This window comes from Lichenicoccus sp., from assembly GCF_965277665.1.
Lineage (GTDB): Bacteria > Pseudomonadota > Alphaproteobacteria > Acetobacterales > Acetobacteraceae > Lichenicoccus.
Genome location: NZ_OZ255835.1, coordinates 1,960,850 through 1,979,110, shown reverse-complemented (window position 1 = coordinate 1,979,110; position 18,261 = coordinate 1,960,850). Strand labels below are relative to the sequence as shown.

The window sequence follows — 18,261 nt, the reverse complement described above, 5'->3', positions numbered from 1 at the left end:
AAAAGCAAGGCCAGGGCGCTGCCCTTGGCCCGCTAGACTGCCCCGCCGCCGGCAATCTGCCTGATCTTGCGGGCGATGTTCTCCGGCGAGAGCACGTAGTCGATGCAGCCGCTTTCGATCGCACTTCTCGGCATGTCGGGCTGCTTTGCCGTCTCCAGCAGCTGCGCGATCGTGGTGCCGCCGGCCTGCTTGATGCCGCTCAGGGCGGCCGCGCCATCGCCGTCATAGCCGGACACGATCACCGCGATGATCTTGCCGGTCCAGTGCTGCGAGAGGGAGCGCAGGAAGACGGTGATGACGTCCGGCCAGCCGCGCGGCTTGGAGAGCGGCCGCAGCCGGAACGCGCCGTCGCGCACGTGCAGGTCGCGGTTCTCCGGAATGATGAAGACGCGGTTCGGCACGATCAGCAGCCGCTCGGTGATCAGCGCCACCGGCATCGTCGTAAACGCGGGCAGGATCTCGTGCAGCCTGGTAGCGAAATGCCGCAGGTGGTTGACGATGACGATGGCCACATCCAGGTCGCCCGGAAGGTTGCTCAGCAGGCGGGTATAGGCGTCCAGGCCGCCGGCCGAGCCGCCGACGCAAACAATGGGAAAATCCCGGGGTGCCTCGGCCATCGGTTCAATGCGCCTGGCGCAGGACCGCGATGAAGTAGCCGTTGTGCCAGTCGCTGGCCTGCTGCGCGAGGGCAGCATGGGTGCCATCCTGCGTGGTCCTGATCTCGATCGAGTACAGGACCCTCAGGCCGGCGGCGCGCAGCGCCTGCAAGGTGCCGTAGCGCACGCCTTCCCAGTTCCAGTCATCGACGATGAAGACGAACTCGTGGTCGAGTGCCACCAGCGGCATCGCGACGCCGTCGAAATGGTCCTGCGGGCTGTGCGGGCCGTCGAACAGGTAGATGTTGAACCGGCCGATGCCCGCATAGTCCACCTTGCGGAAATCACTCTCGATGAAGCTGAACCTGACATGCGCGCTGATGCAGGCCGCGGTGTTGGCGAGGAAGGCATCCTTCGGCCCGTCGAACTGCGACCAGTTGTCGATGCAGACGATGCGGACCGCATTGCCGTCCATCACCGCGCAGGCGGTCGAGCCCATCCAGGAGCCGATCTCGAGATACCTGGCATCGGGCACCGAGGCGACCAGGTTGTTGATCAGGGTGCGGTATGAGCGCCCGGACATGCCGGTCATCGCGAGCGTCGCCGCCGAGGCCTTGCCGTCCAGCGCCAGCGCACGGTCGAACGCATTATCCAGGAGGCGGGTATAGAGGCTCCTGTCCCGCTCCCCGCTCCGGATCATGGACAGCCTGTCGACCAAGGCAGCTCCCTGTGCCGCGCAACCCGCGGACGCAAGCCATAGCCCAGTCGCGGCAGCCGGCACGACGTTATTCGCCTGCGGCCGGCTGCGTGCGGCCGGCTCCGGGCGGCATGAGGTTGCGGGGCGGGGCTTGAATTGCGGCCTGACGTGCTTATGCTCAGGAGTAGCATAACAACCAGCGCCATCTCGGCGTCTTTTTATGGACTTTGTTATGCTCACATTGAGCATTAAGGAAGCACGATGCTGCAGGACCTTCCGGCGCGCACCGACGCCCTCTATGAGCGCGTCCGACGCGTGGTGCCACGGGCGGAATGGCGCCTGTTCGAGGACGATGTCGAGGCGATCCTGCGGCTCAAGCGGGAACGCAACGCGGTCATCCTCGCGCACAACTACCAGACCCCGGAGATCTTCCACTGCGTCTCCGACATCGTCGGCGACAGCCTGGCCCTGGCCCGCGAGGCGCAGACCGTCGATGCGGACGTCATCGTCATGGCCGGTGTGCACTTCATGGCCGAGACCGCCAAGCTGCTGAACCCGACCAAGCGGGTGCTGATCCCGGACCTGCGCGCCGGCTGCTCGCTGGCCGAGAGCATCACGGCGGCCGACGTGCGGCTGCTGCGCGAGCGCTACCCGGGCGTGCCGGTGGTGACCTACGTCAACACCTCGGCGGCGGTGAAGGCGGAGAGCGACCTGTGCTGCACCTCGGGCAATGCCAAGCGCGTCGTCGAGAGCCTCGGCACCGACCGCGTCATCATGATCCCGGACGAGTACCTGGCGCAGAACATCGCCAACGAGACCGGCATCACCATGATCACCTGGGCCGGGCATTGCGAGGTGCATGAGCGCTTCACGCCGGCCGAGATCCGCCGCCTGCGCGCCGACAATCCGGGTATCGTGGTGCTGGCGCATCCCGAGTGCCCGCCCGACGTGGTGGCCGAGGCCGACTATGCCGGCTCGACGGCCGGCATGTCGGACTATGTCGCCAGCGGCCGCGCGTCCCGCGTGGTGCTGATCACCGAATGCTCGATGAGCGACAACCTCGCCGTGCAGCATCCGAACGTCGAGTTCGTCCGCCCGTGCAATCTCTGCCCGCACATGAAGCGCATCACGCTCGGCACCATCCGGCGCAGCCTGGAGACGATGACGCACGAGGTCAGCATCGAGCCGCATCTTGCGGTGCGGGCGCGACAGGCGGTCGAGCGGATGCTGGCGCTATGACCCGGCTGGCGCGCTTCCCGACGCCGATCGCGGTGCGGCCCGACGACCTGCCGGTGATCGCCGGCGCCGGGCTCGCCGGCATGATGGCGGCGCTGAGCCTGGCGCCGACGCCCTGCCTGCTGCTCAGCGCGTCGCCGCTGACCCGCGAGGCGTCAAGCGGCTGGGCGCAGGGCGGCATCGCGGCGGCGGTCGGGGCCGATGACGACGTGGCACTGCAGGTCGCCGACACGCTCGCCGCCGGCGACGGGCTGTGCGACGAGACGGCCGTGCGGGCCATCGTCGGCGGCGGCCCGCGCGCCATCGAGCGGCTGGCCGGCTTTGGCGTGCGCTTCGATCGCGATGCCGATGGCCGGCCGATGCTGGGCCTGGAAGCGGCGCACTCGCGGCGACGCATCGTGCACGCACGCGGTGACGGCACCGGCGCCGAGATCGTCCGCGCGCTGGCCGACGCGGTGCGCGCCACCGCCAGCATCACCGTTGTGGAAGGCGCGGTGCTGACCCGGCTGCTGGTCGAGGACGGCGCCGTCGCAGGCGCCGAGATCCGCGTGCAGGGGCGCCCGCAGACCGTCCGCAGCAGGCAGGTGGTGATTGCCACCGGCGGCGTCGGTGGTCTGTTCCTCGACACCACCAACCCGCTCGGTTCGACCGGCTCCGGCCTCGCGGTCGCGGCCCGCGCGGGTGCCGCTCTCGGCGACCTGGAATTCATCCAGTTCCACCCGACCGCGCTCGCGGTGCAGAGCGGTGCCCCTCCCTTGGCATTGGCCGGTTCGGCTCCAATGAGCCTGGTCAGCGAGGCGGTGCGCGGCGAGGGCGCCACCCTGATCGACGAGACCGGCGCGCGCTTCATGCAGAGCGAACTGGCGCCGCGCGACGTGGTCTCGCGCGCGGTCTGGCATCATCTGGCCGCCGGACACAGCGTGTTCCTCGACGCAAGGACCGCCCTCGGCGAGCGCTTCGCCACCCGCTTCCCCGGCATCAATGCCGCCTGCAGCAGCCATGGCATCGAGCCGGCCAGCATGCCGATCCCGATCCGGCCGGCGGCGCACTACCACATGGGCGGCATCGCGGTGGACGCCGAGGGACGCAGCTCGCTGCCGGGTCTGTGGGCCTGCGGCGAGGCGGCCTGCACCGGCCTGCATGGCGCCAACCGCCTGGCCAGCAACTCGCTGCTCGAGGCCGCCGTCTGCGGCGAGGCGGTGGCCGCCAGCCTGCAGCGTCATCCGACCGGGGCCAGCGCGCGCGCCGTGCCGTTGCCTGCGGCCGGTCCGGCGGGCGCTGCCCGCGATCCGATGCTGCAGCCGGTGCGGCAGATCCTGTCGCGCGATGTCGGCGTGCTGCGCGATGCGGCCGGCCTGCAGCGGGCGGTCGCCGCCCTTGCGCCGATGGCGCAGGCGAGCGATGCGGCGCTGCTCGGCCTGATGATCGCGCAATCCGCACTGGCCCGGCAGGAGAGCCGGGGCGGGCACTTCCGCACCGATCATCCGGCTCGCCACGAGCTCGCCGTGCGCCGGGTCTGGACCGCGGCTCAAGCGTTCTTTGGGGCGCTGTGTGCCTTGCCGCAGCAGCGGCGCGCGTCATGACGCCGCTGCCCGACCTCATGCTGGAGCCGCTCGTGCGCGCGGCGCTGCTGGAGGATCTCGGCCGCGCCGGCGACATCACCACCGACGCGGTGGTGCCGGCGGCCTTGGTCTCGCGCACCGTGCTGCGGGCGCGCGATCCGGGCGTGCTGGCCGGCATCGACCTTGCGCGGCTCGCCTTCACCCTGGTCGAGCCGCGGCTGCGCTTCACCACGCTGATCGGGGACGGCAGCGCGCTCGCGCCGGGCGACCTCATTGCGCGCATCGAGGGGCCGGCGCGCGGCATCCTGATGGGCGAGCGCGTCGCGCTGAACTACCTGTGCCACCTGAGCGGCATCGCCAGTGCGACCGCCCGGCTGGTGCAGGCGGTGCGCCATACCCGTGCGCGCATCAGCTGCACCCGCAAGACCACGCCCGGGCTGCGCGCCGTGCAGAAATACGCCGTCCGCGCCGGCGGCGGGGCGAACCACCGCTTCGGCCTCGACGATGCCGTGCTGATCAAGGACAACCACGTCGCCATGGCCGGCGGCGTGATGGTGGCGATCCTGCGCGCGCGCGAGGCGGTGGGCCACCTGGTCAAGATAGAGGTCGAGGTCGATACGCTGGAGCAGCTGCGCGAGGCGCTGTCGGTCGGCGCCGACGCCTACCTGCTCGACAACATGACGCCACCGATGCTGCGCGAGGCGGTGGCGATGATCGACGGGCAGGGCATCGCCGAGGCATCGGGCCGCATCACGCCGCAGAGTGTTGCGGCCATCGCCGAGACCGGCGTCGACCTGATCTCCGCCGGCTGGCTGACGCACAGCGTCACCGTGCTGGATATCGGGCTGGACACCGAGGTGCTGGGGCAGGGATAGGCCCAACCCGTCCTGGAGCCGCCCAAGCCTGAGGGCTCCAGGACCCTGACCTGCCTCATGACAAGAAGCTTGATTCCGGCTTTTTCGGTGTGCTTGGCTCGTTGCGTGACTACAACGTACGCGTGATGGAAGCCTTGTTTGTGCGAAAGAGCCGCGACAACTCGATACGCCGACTTCTTCTCCTGTCTCTGCTCCTTGCGCTGGTGCTCAGGCCGCACGAAGCAAGGGCAGACTACAGCAACAACGTGGCAGTCCTGCAGTGTGATCCGCCACATAACCGAGTGCTGATACGCTTTGGAGCCCTGTCGGACGAGAGCCCCGGCGTCGGTGCGCCGATAGATGCCAATGACCCCATGCTCAAGCTCGCGGAAATCCCGGAAAACTTCTCTCCGTGGTCTGACGGCATCAGGATGCAGAATGCTGGCTCATGCGTTCTTGCTGACGGCCATCGGATCGTAGCGAAGGCCGAGGATGGTGCCATGACGTCCGGCCAGGGCGGTGTTGACCCGAATACGTTCTTCAAGCTCAGCATAGATGGCCGCTACGTCTATGACCGGATGCGTTTCTATCGCGGCCACTCACGCTCCACCTTCGACCTCAGCGCCATCGCCTTCGAAGGGAGTTCCTTGATTGAGTGCGATCCGCATGAGCGGGCCGATTACGGCCGCATCGACGTCGAGTCCGATCCGAAATGCCGTGATGTCTCGAATCGGCTGAAGCCTGGCTCAGAGAGTTTCACAGCCGGAGAGAAGGCCGAATTGGTCCAGGACTCCAAAAGGTCCAGGCTTGCAGCGGCGTTGTCACCGTTTTGTCGAACTCTGGTCCGTCCTTACAGCCCCTTCTTCAAAGAATCTGCGACGCAGGCCGAAAGCGACAAGGAAGAGGATGTCGACGTCAACAACGATGGCAAGACCGACCGGATGTTCTTCTTCAAGAACGGTACCGGCGGTGATCTCTACGACGACTTTGGCTATCTGGTTTCGTTTACACACAACCTGTCGAGTGCCGATGCATTTGCAAAGCAATTCGCCGGCCAGGTGTTCCCGGACCAGAAGCTTGTTGCAGCGGCGGCAGCAAAAGCGGGTGGCCACATCATCCGCTTCGCTACCGAGAACCTGGTGATAAGCGTCAGGGGCAGCCAGTACATCTACGCCTTCGACCCGTTTCCCGACGTCGTGCCGTCCGCGACCCTGACCGAGATCCTGCCGGATAACGCGTTCAGACAGATCTGCGCCTTTCCATGACCATCGAGGTCTGGACCAGCCTCGGCGGGTCTGCGCCGCCGCCCTGCCACAGTGAACCTATAGTCCCACCGCATCGATCTGGCGCATCAGCCGCACTGCGTTGTTGATGATCGCCATGTGGGTAAAAGCCTGCGGGAAGTTACCGCGCTGCTCGCCGGTGGCGGCGACGATCTGCTCGGCGAACAGGCCGAGATCGTTGCCACGGCCGATCAGCCGCTCGAACAGCTCGGTCGCCTCGCGGGTCACTCCCATCAGCGCCAGCACGCCGACCCGCCAGAACGAGCAGGCCGAGAAGGTCGCCTCGGTGCCTTCGAGCCCGTCATCGAAACGGTAGCGATACAGCAGGTCGCCGTCGCTGAGTTCTTCGCCGATGCGCGCGAACGTCGCAGCGACACGCGGATCCTGCGGATCGAACGCCTCGTACAGCACCAGCCTGAGCAGCGACGCGTCGAGCACGTCCGAGCCGTACCACATGGTGTAGGCGCCGCGCGCCTCGTTCCACCCCCGCTCGCGATACTCCTGCTCGATCTCGTCGGAGATCTGCCGCCAGCGCTCGATCGTCGCCTGGTCCGGCTGGCCGATCCGCTTGCCGATCGCGATCGCACAGTCGAGTGCTACGCGGTGCATCCCCTTGCTGTGCAGGATCTGGCGCGGCTCTCCGGGCAACTCCCAGATCCCGTGATCGGGCGCGCCGCGCAGCCGGATCACCTGCTCGGCGAGGTTGCTGACGATCTCGGGCAGATGGTCGTTGGTCTTCTGCGGCGGATTGAAGTCGACCGCGTCGAGGAAGCCGTGCAGCGACATCAGGAATTCGCCGAAGATGTCGAGCTGGGTCTGTCGCTCGGCGCCGTTGCCGATGCCGACCGGCCCGACGCCGCACCAGCCTTCGAGATGATCGAGCGCCTCCCGGGCCGTGACCGGGCCGTCGATGCCGTACATCAGCTTGAGGTCGCGCCCGTGCGTCGGATCGGCGTGACGCAGGAAGCGCAGGTACTCGGCCGCCTCGCGCGTATAGCCGAGGCGCACGAACGAGCTGACGGTGAACGAGGCGTCGCGCAGCCAGGTGTAGCGGTAGTCGAAATTGCGGTTGCCGGGCACCGCTTCCGGCAGCCCCACGCTCGGCGCTGCGATGATCGCCCCGGTCGGCGAATAGGTCAGCAGCTTGAGGCACAGCACCGAGCGCAGCACGATGTCGCGGTACGGCCCCTGGTAGGTGCAGGTGCGGCTCCACTGCTCCCAGTAGCCGCGCGTGCGGTCGAGCCGCGCCAGCGCGTCGTGCACGCCATCGAGGGGAGGCGTATCGCCGTCCTCGCCGTGCGTCAGCACCAGGCAGGCCTGCCCGTGCGCCTGCAGCGACCAGTCGCTGTGGCCGATGCCGTCTTGTACCAGCACGGCATGGGTCGAGACCGCGCGCAGCGTCTCGTCGATCGAGCGGAACAGCACGGCGTGCGCGCCGTCGGTGTGCGCGGTGCAGGGGGTGCGGGCGTAGTTGAAGGTGGGCCGTACCGCGAAGCGTCCGCTGACGCGGCCTTGCGCGCAAGTGACCAGGCGGATCAGCCGGCTTTCGGTCTCACCGTCGGGACCTTCCTCGGGGAGCGTCTCCGGCGGATGCACCGGCATCAGGTCGGTGAGAACCGCAACACCCGTCTGCGTCACGAAGCGCGTCTCGAGGATGTTGGTCTGCGGCACGTAGCGCCGCGACACCGAAACGAGATCGTCGAGCTCGACCCGGCACCAGCCGCCCTTGTCGGCATCGAGCAGGCGCAGGAACAAGGCCGGGCTGTCGTGGCGCGGCCAGCACAGCCAGTCGATCGAGCCGTGGCGATCGATCAGCGCGGTGCTGTGGGTGTCGCCGATCAGGCCATAGTCGCCGATCGGGTTGTAAGCCTGGATGCTGCGCATGCGTGCAGCAACCGGTAAAGCGGCTCGCGGTTGCCGCGACCCGCAGCGGCGGACGGGATCAGCGCTGCACGCCGACTGCCACCGGCCCCTGGTCGCCCTGCAGCTCCGGATTGACCGGGGGCACCGGGTTCGCATCCAGGTAGGCATGGCCGAACCGGCCGATCGGCGCGCCGGTGGCGGGGTCGCGCATCGCGTCGGCCGGATCGTGGATGGCCTGGTTCGGCACCGGGGCGGTCTCGTAGCGCCGCGCGCCATGCACCACCAGGTTCTCGGCCGGGGGCGGCGGGGTCGCGGCGGCCGTGACCGGGGCCTTCGGATGACGCGGGGCGTGGGTTTTCGGGTTTGTGGACTGGGTCTTGGCGGAGTGGGGCTTGCCGGACTGGGTCTCGGCAGGGCGGGTCTCGGAAGACTGGGAAGTGCTGGACTGCGCATGGCCGCCGCCGCCCCAGGCGAGGCAGGCGACGAGGCTCGCCGCGGCGGCCCCGCGTTGCAGGCACCGGGCAATGCCGGTCACGAGGCGGCACGCGCCGCGGCCAGGACGGTCCGGATGGCGGCGAAGGCGTCCTCCGCCCGCGCGGGATTGGGGCCGCCGGCCTGCGCCATGTCCGGCCTGCCGCCACCACCCTTGCCGCCGAGGGCGACTGCTGCGGCGCGCACCAGGGTCACCGCATCGACCCGGCCGGCCAGATCGGCGGAGGCGGTGACGACGATGCTGGCGCGGCCATCCGATCCCGACAGCAGCGCCACCACGCCGGAGCCGATCTGCTGCACGATCGCCTCGGCCAGCCCCTTGAGCTCGCGCGCCGGCACCTCGCCGAGATTGCGGGCGACAAAGGCGATGCCGTCGATGCTCTCGGTGGTCGTCGCGGCCACGCCGCCGCCCCCAGGACCGCCAAATGTGCCGAGCGCCACCTTGCGCTGCAGCTCGGCCAGCTGGCGCTCGGCGATGCGGCGCTCCTCGATCAGGGTGGCGATCCGGTCGGGCAGCTCGACCGGCGTGACCCGCAGCAGGGCCGCGGCCTGCTGCAGCCGCTGGTCGGCGAGCAGCATGGACTGCTCGGCGGCGAGGCCCGCCACCGCCTCGATGCGCCTGACACCGGCCGAGACGCCGCTCTCGGCGGTGATCCGGAACAGGCCGATATCGCCGGTGCGCGCGACGTGGGTGCCGCCGCAGAGTTCCAGCGAATAGGCGGTTCGGGATTCCCCGAGTTCGGGCGTCCCCATCGAGACGACGCGCACCTCGTCGCCGTACTTCTCCCCGAACAGCGCCATCGCGCCGTCTGCCACCGCCTGGTCGGGCGTCATCAGGCGGGTGCGGACCTCGCTGTTCTCGCGTATGCGCCGGTTGACCTCGGCCTCGACCAGGGCGAGTTCGGCGGCCGCGATCGGGCGCGGCTGGCTGACATCGAAGCGCAGCCGGTCGGGGGCGTTCAGGCTGCCTTTCTGCGCGACATGGGTGCCGAGCTGGCGGCGCAGCGCCTCGTGCAGCAGGTGGGTCGCCGAATGATGCGCCCGGATCGCGCCGCGGCGGGCATGGTCCACGGTGGCGGTGACGGCGAGGCCGATGTGCGCCTCGCCGGAGACGATGCGGCCGTACTGCACCACGAGGTCGCCGAGCTTTTTCTGGGTGTCGGTGATCTCGATCACCAGCGGCTCGCGGCCGGGACCGGCGCCGGGTGCCGTGATGCGCCCGGTATCGCCGACCTGGCCGCCGCTCTCGGCGTAGAACGGCGTCTGGTTGAGCAGCACCGCGACCGCCTCGCCGGCGGAGACGCTGACGCGCCCGGTCCCGTCCACCACCAGTCCGGCGATCTCCGCATCCGCCTGCTCGGTGCCGTAGCCGAGGAACTCGCTGGTGCCGAGGCGCTCGCGCAGCTCGAACCAGACCTGCTCGGTCGCGGCCTCGCCGGAGCCCGACCAGGCGGCACGGGCGCGCCTGCGCTGCGCCGACATTGCGGTCTCGAAGCCTTCGAGGTCGACGCCCCGCCCGCGCTCGCGCAGCGCATCCTGGGTGAGGTCGAGCGGGAAGCCGAAGGTGTCGTAGAGCCTGAATGCGACCTCGCCGGGCAGTGGCGCGGTTTCCGACAGCCGGGCGGTCTCGTCGGCGAGCAAGGCGAGGCCGCGCTCGAGCATCGCCTTGAAGCGGTCCTCCTCCAGCCGCATGGTCTCGCGGATCAGCGCTTCCGCCCGGCCGAGTTCCGGGTAGGCAGCACCCATCTGCCGCACCAGCGCCGGCACGAGGCGGTCGAACAGCGGGCCGGTGGTGCCCATCATGTGCAGGTGGCGCATGGCGCGTCGCATGATCCGGCGCAGCACGTAGCCGCGGCCGTCCTTGGCCGGCAGCACGCCGTCCGCGATCAGGAACGACGACGAGCGCAGATGGTCGGCGACCACCCGGTGGCTGATGCGGAACGGGCCGTCCGGCGCCTGCCCGGTCGCCTCGGCGGAGGCCAGGATCAGCGCACGCAGGGTATCGGTGTCGTAGTTGTCGCGATGGCCCTGCAGGATCGCCGCCACGCGCTCCAGCCCCATACCGGTATCGATCGAGGGGCGGGGCAGCGGCGTGCGCGTGCCGGGCGGGTCCTCGAAATACTGCATGAAGACGAGGTTCCAGATCTCGACGAAGCGGTCGCCATCCTCGTCGGGCGAGCCCGGCGGTCCGCCCGGCACGTCCTCGCCATGGTCGTAGAAGATCTCGGAGCAGGGACCGCATGGCCCGGTATCGCCCATGCGCCAGAAATTGTCGGCGCCCGCGATGCGTATGATGCGGCTGTCCGGCAGCCCGGCGATCCGCTTCCACAGCGACGCGGCCTCGTCGTCCTCGGCATAGACGGTCACGAGCAGGCGGTCCGGCGACAGGCCGAACTCGCGGGTCACCAGCGTCCAGGCGAGTTCGATGGCGAGCGGCTTGAAATAGTCCCCGAACGAGAAGTTGCCGAGCATCTCGAAGAAGGTGTGGTGCCGCGCGGTATAGCCGACATTGTCGAGGTCGTTATGCTTGCCGCCGGCGCGCACGACTTTCTGCGCGGTGGCAGCGCGGCTGTACGGACGGGTCTCCTGGCCGGTGAACACGTTCTTGAACTGCACCATGCCGGCATTGGTGAACAGCAGGGTGGGGTCGTTGCGCGGCACCAGCGACGAGGACGGCACCACCTGGTGGCCGTGGCCGGCGAAATAGTCGAGGAAGGCCGCACGGATGTCGTTGCTGCTCTGCATGGTACTGCTCTAGCGCAGGCACCCTTGTCAGGGGAAGGTGGGGGCCAGGGAGGACGGGATGCTGCGGGTCTACCTCGCCGGACCGGACGTGTTCGTGACGCAACCCGAGCAGCGGGGCGCCCTGCTCAAGCGGATCTGCGTCGAGGCGGGGTTGCGACCGGTCTTCCCGCTCGATCCGGCTCCGGACCCGGACCGGCCTGTCGCCTCTCTTGCCGCCAGGATCGCGCTCGGCAACGAGGCCCACATACGCGGCTGCAACGCAGTGATCGCCAACCTCACCCCGTTCCGCGGTCCCGGAGCCGATGCCGGAACCGTCTACGAGGTCGGCTTCGCCCGTGCGCTCGGCCTGGTCGTGTTCGGGTGGAGCGAGAGCATCGAGCCCTACGCGGACCGGTGCAGCGCTCTTGATCGCGGAGCCGCACGGCATGAAGACGGGCGGCTGAGAGACTCCGACGGGCAAGAGATCGAGGAGTTCGGCCTCCCCGACAACCTGATGATCGCCTGCGGCATCGAGTTCTCCGGTGGCAGGGTTTTCACCGGCCCGAACCTCGAAGGCTTCAAGCAGTGCGTAGAGCGTCTTTCGGGATCGACCCAAAAGGACGCTTGAAAACGTCTGATGCTGGATGAGAGCGGCCCGCAGGGCCGCGCCCGGCGCGTCTTTCCGAGCACCGAAGCGGAGCGGCCTCAATGGCCGTGAGCATCGGAGCGCAGGAAAGGCGAGTCGGATCGCCAGCAGCAGGCGTTTGCAAGCGTCCTTTCAGCGGAAGACTAGGCGGCGGGACAGGGTAAAGTTCGAAAACATGCCGGCCAGCGTGCCGGCCACCAGCGCCAGTACCACATGCTGGTCGACGAACGGCACCGTGTAGGTCAGGGTGAGCGCGGTGCCGCGGTTGAGCAGGAAGCCGAGCGAGTTCGCGGCAAGGAAGATGCCCCACTGGCGCAGCAGGTTCCCCGCGCCGCCGACGCCGCGGAAGGTCCAGAGCCGGTTGATCAGCCAGTTCATCGAGGCGGCGATGAAATAGGCCAGGATCATGGCGCCCGCCTGCCCGATCACGTGGCGCATGGCATAGACCGTGGTGGCGTCGCACAGGAAGCCGATCACCCCGACCACGCCGAAACGCATGAACTGCAGGATCAGGGTGCGTCGCGCCGCGGTCAGGGCGAGCGGCCCCGAATGCGGCAGGCGGTCGAGCAGGCTGTCGATCAGGTTCAGCTGCGTCCCCTTGCGGTGGGCGTGCGACATCGTTTCCGCGGCGACATCTTGTTCGATCATGGGGGCAGTCCGGCTCCGGGCGGAGGAGGGCGTCTCGTGAGCAACCTAGAACACGTAACCCGTTAAGTTCCAGTAACGAAAAGGGGCACCTTTCGGTGCCCCTTCTGTCGCGCGTTCTGTTCGAACAAGATCAGTGCAGGATGATCTCGACGCGACGGTTCTGCGGCTCGCGGGTATCCGGGCCGGTCGGCACCAGCGGATGGCTCTCGCCATAGCCATGGATGTCGATTGCGGTGGCCGGCACGCCATCGCGCACCAGCTCGGCCTTGACGCTGTCGGCGCGACGGATCGAGAGACCCTGGTTGTAGCGCTCGCCGCGCGGACCGGGATGGGCGGCCGAGTTGTCGGTGTAGCCGTTGACCTCGATACGGGTGGTCTGCACCCGCGTGGATGCCTGTGCCGCTTCGGCGATGATCTCGCGGGCGCGGCCGGTCAGTGCCGACCTGTCCCAGTCGAAGAACACCAGGTAGGTGCGGGCCGGCGCCGGCGCCGGGGGTGCGACCACCGGTGCGGGCGGCGGCGGCGGCGGGGCGGTGTCGAACGCGTAGCGCAGGCCAACCAGGATCTCGTGGTTGAAGCTGTCGTTGAAGTCGACATTGCCCTTGTGCAGGCCGGTCGGGGTGTAGGACTCCGAGGTGAACGCGCTGCCGGTGTTCTGCGGCAGGGTGCCGACGAAGCGATACTCGCCGGTCAGCGCCAGGCCAGGAACCTGGACGATGTTGTAGGCAACACCGACAATGCCCTGGTAGGCGAAGCTGCCCTCGGTGCCGCCGACCCGGTCGACGTCGCCACTGTTATAGGTCGTGGTGAACGGCGACAGGTGATCCCAGAGGTAGCCGCCGCCGACGCCGACATAGGGCGTCACGGGAAGCGCCACGCCGAACTGGGCGAGGTCAATGTCGTAGAGGACGTTGACGAAGGCGCCATACTTCTGGTCATGGCCGCTGGTGTCGCCGGCAACCGCCGTGTTGCTGCGGTGATTGACGTTGTTATAGAGATAAGCGCCCTGGATCTCCAGTCGCAGGCCGTTGCCGAGGCCGAAGCCGACAGCGCCGATGCCGTCGAAGCCATCGCCGAAGCGGTAGCCGGACTTGCCCGAGCCCGCGGACTCCGCGCCGCCGGCGTCGGTGGTGGGCGAGAAGTGGGCGCCCACAGTCTGCTGCAGGTTATAGCCCGCGCCCAGGCTGATGTAGGGCCCGGCGACGGGCTGCGCCATCGCGACGGCCGGAGCGGCCGCCAGGAGTGTAGTTGCAAGTAACGCCGTGCGCAGACGCATTGTTCCGTCCTCTTAATCACCCGTGCGGCAACCACCAACCATCGGCGGCGCAGCCCAGTGGGATGCCTAAGCCCGATATAGAGCCTCTGGTTGCTGCTGCGGAGCCTGTCTGAACGTTAGAGGGCCATTACCGCGAAGACAGTGGCCCCAAAAGCACAGTCCATTACGGAGGCGGCACGAGATTGCAGACTTCACTGTTCGGGCCAGCAAATCAGACAAGTAGCGCTCCGGATTTCGTGAGCGATACGCCGGGTTGGCAACGAGCTCTGTTGCAACCGAGTGACAGACAGTGATGAAGCCGAAGCTCCGTCCTATGTGATGCAACCTTCCTGCAGCAGCAGGGCCCGCACCTCGCTGCTCGGCACGTCGCGCGATGAGAAGGCTTGGCCGGCCGCGCGCAGCAGCACGAACCCGATGCGTCCGTCCTGCCGCTTCTTGTCGCGTCCCATCTGCGCGATCAGCCCGGTGGCGGAGAAGCCGACAGCGAGCGCCTGCGCCAGCGAGGCGATGCGGGCCTGCATGCCGAGCCCCTCCAGATGCCGCACCACCCGCTCGGCGAGCGCCGGATCGCAGTGGCCGAGCCGGGCGGACAGGCGGATCGCCAGCCCGAGCCCGATGGCCACCGCCTCGCCATGCAGCAGCCGCCCGTCATAGTGCAGCTCGGCTTCCAGGGCGTGGGCAAAGGTATGGCCGAGATTGAGCAGCGCCCGGCCGCCGCTGGCGCGCTCCTCGCGCTCGTCGTCCGCCACCACCGCGGCCTTGAACAGGCAGGCCCGGCGGATCGCCTCGGCCTGCATGGCAGGATCGCTGCCATCCACGATCGCGGCGCCGTTGTGCAGGCACCACGCAAAGAGCGTGGCGTCGCCGATCAGGCCGGCCTTGATGATCTCGGCGTAGCCCGCGCGCAGTTCGCGTGGCGGCAGCGTATCCAGGGCGGCGGTATCGACCAGCACGGCAAGCGGCTGGTGGAAGGCGCCCAGCAGGTTCTTGCCGAAGGCGGTGTTGATGCCGGTCTTGCCACCGACCGAGCTGTCCACCTGCGACAGCAGCGTGGTGGGGATCTGCACGAAGGGCAGCCCGCGCAGCACCGCGGCGGCTGCGAAGCCGGCCAGGTCGCCGACCACCCCGCCGCCCAGCGCGATCACGCTGCAACGCCGCTCCGGGCCGCTCGCGAGCAGGCCGTCCGTGACCTCGCCGAAACCGCGCAGGCTCTTGGACTGCTCGCCGGGCGGCACGATGACGGTCGCGGTCGCAATCCCGGCGGCGGCGAGCGACGCCTGCAGCGCCGGCAGATGCAGTGCTGCCACCGTCGCGTCGGTCACGATCATCGCGCGCGGTTGCGGCAGCACCGTCGCCAGCAGCTCGCCTGCGCGCGCGATCAGGCCGCGTCCGATCAGGATATCGTAGGGGTGGTGCGGCAGCGGCACATGAACGCGAGTATCGGGGAGGCGAGTATCGGGCAGGCGGGCCTCGTTGTGCCGCCCGGTCCCATCCGGAGCGCCAGCCGCTGCCCGGGCCGCCAGCCCATCGAGGACCGATCTGGTGGTGTGCTCGGCGGTGGCGTTGTCGCAGTCGATCACCAGGTCGGCCTTTGCATAGATCGGATGCCGGATCGCCATCAGCTCGCGCAGCACCTCGCGCGGATCGCCGCCTGCGAGCAGCGGCCGATGATGGCGCCCGGCGACCCGCGACACCAGCACCTCCAGCGGGCAGCGCAGCCAGACGCTGGTGGCGCGCGCGCCGATCAATGCCCGGGTGTGCGGGTCCATGTAGGCGCCGCCGCCGGTCGCTAGCACCAGCGGCTCGCCGTCCAGCAGGCGCCGGATCACCCGCCGCTCGCCTTCGCGGAACGCGGCCTCGCCCCAGCGCTCGAACATCTCGGCGATGCTGCAGCCGGCAGCGCGCTCGATCTCCGAATCGGCATCGCGGAACGCCACGCGGAGGCGAAGCGCCAGGCGCTTGCCGATGGTGGTCTTGCCCGCCCCCATCAGCCCGACCAGCACGATCGGCCGCTGGCGCAATCCCGACAGGATGTCTGCCGGCAGCGCCGGTCGGCGATCGGGCACAGGCAGATCGGCAGGCCCGTTCGGCATGGTCCCGGCATCGATCGTTGGGAGCCCGGCGGGTGCCGTGTCGCGTGACATCAACGTGAAGCTAGCATAGACGCTGCGGGGTCGTCATGCGCCCGGGGATCCCAGGAGAGCCCCGCCGTACGGCGATCGGGCGGCAAGATCGAGGGCGTTCCAGATGATCCGATTCTTCCTCGTCGTGCTGGCCCTCGGCGTGCTGGCCCTGGCCGGCGGGTTCATCTATCTCGGCGCCGCCCCGCCCCGCCCGCCAGTACAGCAGATGCATGTCGTGCTGCCGAACGACCGTTTCGGCGGCAGCTAGGAAGGCAGGCGATCCGAACGATACCGGGCCGCCGCGATGGACCGCCATCTGGAAGGCTTCCTCGAGATGCTGGCCGCCGAGCGCGGCGCCAGCCCGAACACGCTCAAGGCCTATGGCCGCGACCTCGCCGATTTCGCGGCGCATGTGAGGGCGGCCGGCGAGCGTCCCGCCGCCGCCGGCGCCGCCACGTTGCGCGACTACATGGCCTCGCTGTCCCGGCGCGGCCTGTCGGCCCGCACGGCGAGCCGGCGGCTGTCCTGCCTGCGCCAGTTCCACCTGCACCTGCTGCGCGAGGGCATCCGCCGCGATGATCCCTGCCTGCATCTCGACGCGCCGCGGATGGCACCGGCGCTGCCGCGCCTGCTGTCCGAGCAGGAGGTCGACCGGCTGCTCGCGGCCTGCGCTGCCGGCGGCCCGCTGCCGCCGCGGCGCCAGCCGGTGGCACTTGCTGCGATCGAGATCCTGTATGCGACCGGCCTGCGCATCTCGGAGCTGCTGGCGCTGCGGCGCGACGCGCTCAGGGGGGAGGCGCCGATGCTGCTGGTGCGCGGCAAGGGCGGCCGCGAGCGCGTGGTGCCGCTGTCGGATGCGGCGCGCGCGGCGGCGGACGCCGTGCTGCGGGCCCGCGACCCTGCGGACGCCGACACGGCGCCCGGCCAGGCTGCCTCGCCCTGGCTGTTCGCCGGCCGCAATCCCCGTCGCGCGCTCAGCCGGCAGGGGTTCGACCTGATCCTGGCCGAGGCCGGACGCTGCGCCGGGATTGCCCCGGAGCGCCTGTCGCCGCACGTGCTGCGGCACTCGTTCGCCAGCCACATGCTGGCGCGCGGCGCCGACCTGCGCGCGCTGCAGATGCTGCTGGGACATGCCGACATCGCCACCACGCAGATCTACACCCACGTCCTGGCCGAGCGCCTGGCGAAACTCGTCGAGGCGCATCACCCGCTGTCGGACCACGATACCGGGTCGTGACGGGAGCTTCCTGCGGGGGGATTGGCACACAAGGGAACTGTGCTAGGAGGCACCCGCATGCGCCAGTTCCTTGATTTTGAAAAACCGGTTGCCGAGCTCGAGGACAAGATCGACGAGCTTCGCAGGATGTCGGAAACCGACGGCATCAACATCACGGACGAGGTCGGCCGGCTGACCGAGAAGGCCGACCGCCAGCTGCGCGCCACCTACGCGAAGCTGACGCCCTGGCAGAAGGTGCAGGTCGCCCGGCACGCCCAGCGGCCGCACACGCTGGACTATATCGGCGCGCTGATCACCGATTATACGCCGCTCGCCGGCGACCGCAGCTTCGCCGAGGACAATGCCGTGGTCGGCGGCCTCGGCCGGTTCGAGAACCGGTCCGTGGTGGTGGTCGGCACCGAGCGCGGCGACGATCTCGATACCAGGCTCGCGCATAATTTCGGCATGGCGCGTCCGGAAGGCTACCGCAAGGTGCGCCGCCTGGTGGAGCTGGCCGGCCGGTTCGGCCTCCCGATCCTCTCATTTGTCGACACCGCCGGCGCGTTTCCCGGGATCGAGGCGGAGGCGCGCGGCCAGGCCGAGGCGATCGCCCGCTCGACCGACGCCTTCCTGTCCGCGCCGGTGCCGATCGTGGTGACGGTGATCGGCGAGGGCGGCTCCGGTGGCGCGGTGGCACTCGGCGCCGGCGACCGCGTGTTGATGCTGGAGCATGCGATCTACTCGGTGATCTCGCCTGAGGCCTGCTCCTCGATCCTGTGGCGCGACACCACCCAGGCCGCCACCGCCGCCGAGGCGCTGCGGCTGACCGCGACCGACCTGAAGAACTTCCGGCTCATCGACGAGATCATTCCGGAACCCGTCGGTGGCGCGCATCGCGATCCCGGCTTCACCATCCAGGCTGTCGGCCGGGCGATCGCCACCGCGCTGCCCGGCCTGCTGGCGCTGGAGCCGGCGGCGCTGCGGGCCCAGCGCCGCGAGAAGTATCTGGCGATGGGCCGCGAGGCTGTTTGAAAACGCCTCTGGC

The 18,261-nt window shown here is 69.2% G+C and carries 16 protein-coding genes; 8 read left to right on the top strand and 8 right to left on the bottom strand.

Features of this window, described 5'->3' with window-relative positions:
* Nucleotides 1–32: 32 nt before the first annotated feature.
* Entirely contained in the window at nucleotides 33–617 is a 585-nt protein-coding gene (locus tag ACQY4O_RS09070; protein WP_428375932.1) for a chemotaxis protein CheB, read from the bottom strand.
* A gap of 4 nt (nucleotides 618–621) precedes the next feature.
* Nucleotides 622–1,296 (bottom strand): hypothetical protein, encoded by a 675-nt coding sequence (locus ACQY4O_RS09065; RefSeq protein WP_428375931.1) that lies wholly within the window; start codon nucleotides 1,294–1,296, stop codon nucleotides 622–624.
* Nucleotides 1,297–1,554: 258 nt separating this feature from the next.
* On the opposite strand from ACQY4O_RS09065, the gene nadA reads away from it, so the two are divergent.
* From nadA to ACQY4O_RS09045, 4 genes are all read left to right on the top strand, one after another.
* The gene (nadA, locus tag ACQY4O_RS09060) at nucleotides 1,555–2,532 is read left to right on the top strand and encodes a quinolinate synthase NadA (protein ID WP_428375930.1); all 978 of its coding nucleotides are present in this window, start codon (nucleotides 1,555–1,557) and stop codon (nucleotides 2,530–2,532) included.
* Nucleotides 2,529–4,112 (top strand): L-aspartate oxidase, encoded by a 1,584-nt coding sequence (locus tag ACQY4O_RS09055; protein WP_428375928.1) that lies wholly within the window; start codon nucleotides 2,529–2,531, stop codon nucleotides 4,110–4,112. The genes nadA and ACQY4O_RS09055 overlap by 4 nt, the downstream gene beginning before the upstream one ends.
* On the top strand, nucleotides 4,109–4,966 hold the full coding sequence (gene nadC, locus ACQY4O_RS09050) for a carboxylating nicotinate-nucleotide diphosphorylase (RefSeq protein ID WP_428375926.1): 858 nt from the start codon (nucleotides 4,109–4,111) through the stop codon (nucleotides 4,964–4,966). The genes ACQY4O_RS09055 and nadC overlap by 4 nt, the downstream gene beginning before the upstream one ends.
* A gap of 101 nt (nucleotides 4,967–5,067) precedes the next feature.
* Entirely contained in the window at nucleotides 5,068–6,210 is a 1,143-nt protein-coding gene (locus tag ACQY4O_RS09045) for a hypothetical protein (protein WP_428375924.1), read from the top strand.
* 57 nt (nucleotides 6,211–6,267) lie between these two features.
* Here the strand turns inward: ACQY4O_RS09045 and ACQY4O_RS09040 are convergent, their stop codons facing one another.
* From ACQY4O_RS09040 to alaS, 3 genes are read right to left on the bottom strand one after another with little or no spacing between them, the layout of a single operon-like run.
* Nucleotides 6,268–8,112, bottom strand: a complete 1,845-nt coding sequence (locus tag ACQY4O_RS09040; RefSeq protein ID WP_428375922.1) for a glycoside hydrolase family 15 protein — start codon at nucleotides 8,110–8,112, stop codon at nucleotides 6,268–6,270.
* A 58-nt stretch (nucleotides 8,113–8,170) separates the two neighbouring features.
* Nucleotides 8,171–8,626, bottom strand: a complete 456-nt coding sequence (locus ACQY4O_RS09035; protein ID WP_428375921.1) for a hypothetical protein — start codon at nucleotides 8,624–8,626, stop codon at nucleotides 8,171–8,173.
* Nucleotides 8,623–11,328 (bottom strand): alanine--tRNA ligase, encoded by a 2,706-nt coding sequence (gene alaS, locus ACQY4O_RS09030; RefSeq protein WP_428375919.1) that lies wholly within the window; start codon nucleotides 11,326–11,328, stop codon nucleotides 8,623–8,625. Before alaS ends, ACQY4O_RS09035 begins: the two co-directional genes overlap by 4 nt.
* Nucleotides 11,329–11,386: 58 nt before the next feature.
* Between alaS and ACQY4O_RS09025 the strand changes: the two genes are divergently transcribed.
* The gene (locus ACQY4O_RS09025) at nucleotides 11,387–11,935 is read left to right on the top strand and encodes a nucleoside 2-deoxyribosyltransferase (RefSeq protein ID WP_428375918.1); all 549 of its coding nucleotides are present in this window, start codon (nucleotides 11,387–11,389) and stop codon (nucleotides 11,933–11,935) included.
* Nucleotides 11,936–12,085: 150 nt separating this feature from the next.
* Here the strand turns inward: ACQY4O_RS09025 and ACQY4O_RS09020 are convergent, their stop codons facing one another.
* From ACQY4O_RS09020 to aroB, 3 genes are all read right to left on the bottom strand, one after another.
* Nucleotides 12,086–12,601 carry a GtrA family protein gene (locus tag ACQY4O_RS09020; protein ID WP_428375917.1) on the bottom strand — a complete coding sequence of 172 codons (516 nt, stop codon included), beginning with the start codon at nucleotides 12,599–12,601 and terminating at the stop codon, nucleotides 12,086–12,088.
* 130 nt (nucleotides 12,602–12,731) lie between these two features.
* Nucleotides 12,732–13,877 (bottom strand): OmpA family protein, encoded by a 1,146-nt coding sequence (locus ACQY4O_RS09015; RefSeq protein ID WP_428375916.1) that lies wholly within the window; start codon nucleotides 13,875–13,877, stop codon nucleotides 12,732–12,734.
* Nucleotides 13,878–14,188: 311 nt separating this feature from the next.
* Entirely contained in the window at nucleotides 14,189–16,021 is a 1,833-nt protein-coding gene (gene aroB, locus ACQY4O_RS09010) for a 3-dehydroquinate synthase (RefSeq protein ID WP_428375914.1), read from the bottom strand.
* 103 nt (nucleotides 16,022–16,124) lie between these two features.
* Between aroB and ACQY4O_RS09005 the strand changes: the two genes are divergently transcribed.
* Genes ACQY4O_RS09005 through ACQY4O_RS08995 form a run of 3 tightly spaced genes read left to right on the top strand, consistent with a single transcriptional unit; the run spans nucleotide 16,125 to nucleotide 18,248 of the window.
* Complete coding sequence (locus ACQY4O_RS09005; RefSeq protein WP_428375913.1) at nucleotides 16,125–16,268, top strand: hypothetical protein; 144 nt, start codon at nucleotides 16,125–16,127, stop codon at nucleotides 16,266–16,268.
* A 36-nt stretch (nucleotides 16,269–16,304) separates the two neighbouring features.
* Nucleotides 16,305–17,237, top strand: coding sequence for a tyrosine recombinase (locus ACQY4O_RS09000; RefSeq protein ID WP_428375911.1), 933 nt, complete (start codon nucleotides 16,305–16,307; stop codon nucleotides 17,235–17,237).
* A gap of 57 nt (nucleotides 17,238–17,294) precedes the next feature.
* Nucleotides 17,295–18,248: an acetyl-CoA carboxylase carboxyltransferase subunit alpha gene (locus ACQY4O_RS08995; protein WP_428375910.1), complete on the top strand. Its 954-nt coding sequence runs from the start codon at nucleotides 17,295–17,297 to the stop codon at nucleotides 18,246–18,248.
* Nucleotides 18,249–18,261: the final 13 nt, after the last annotated feature.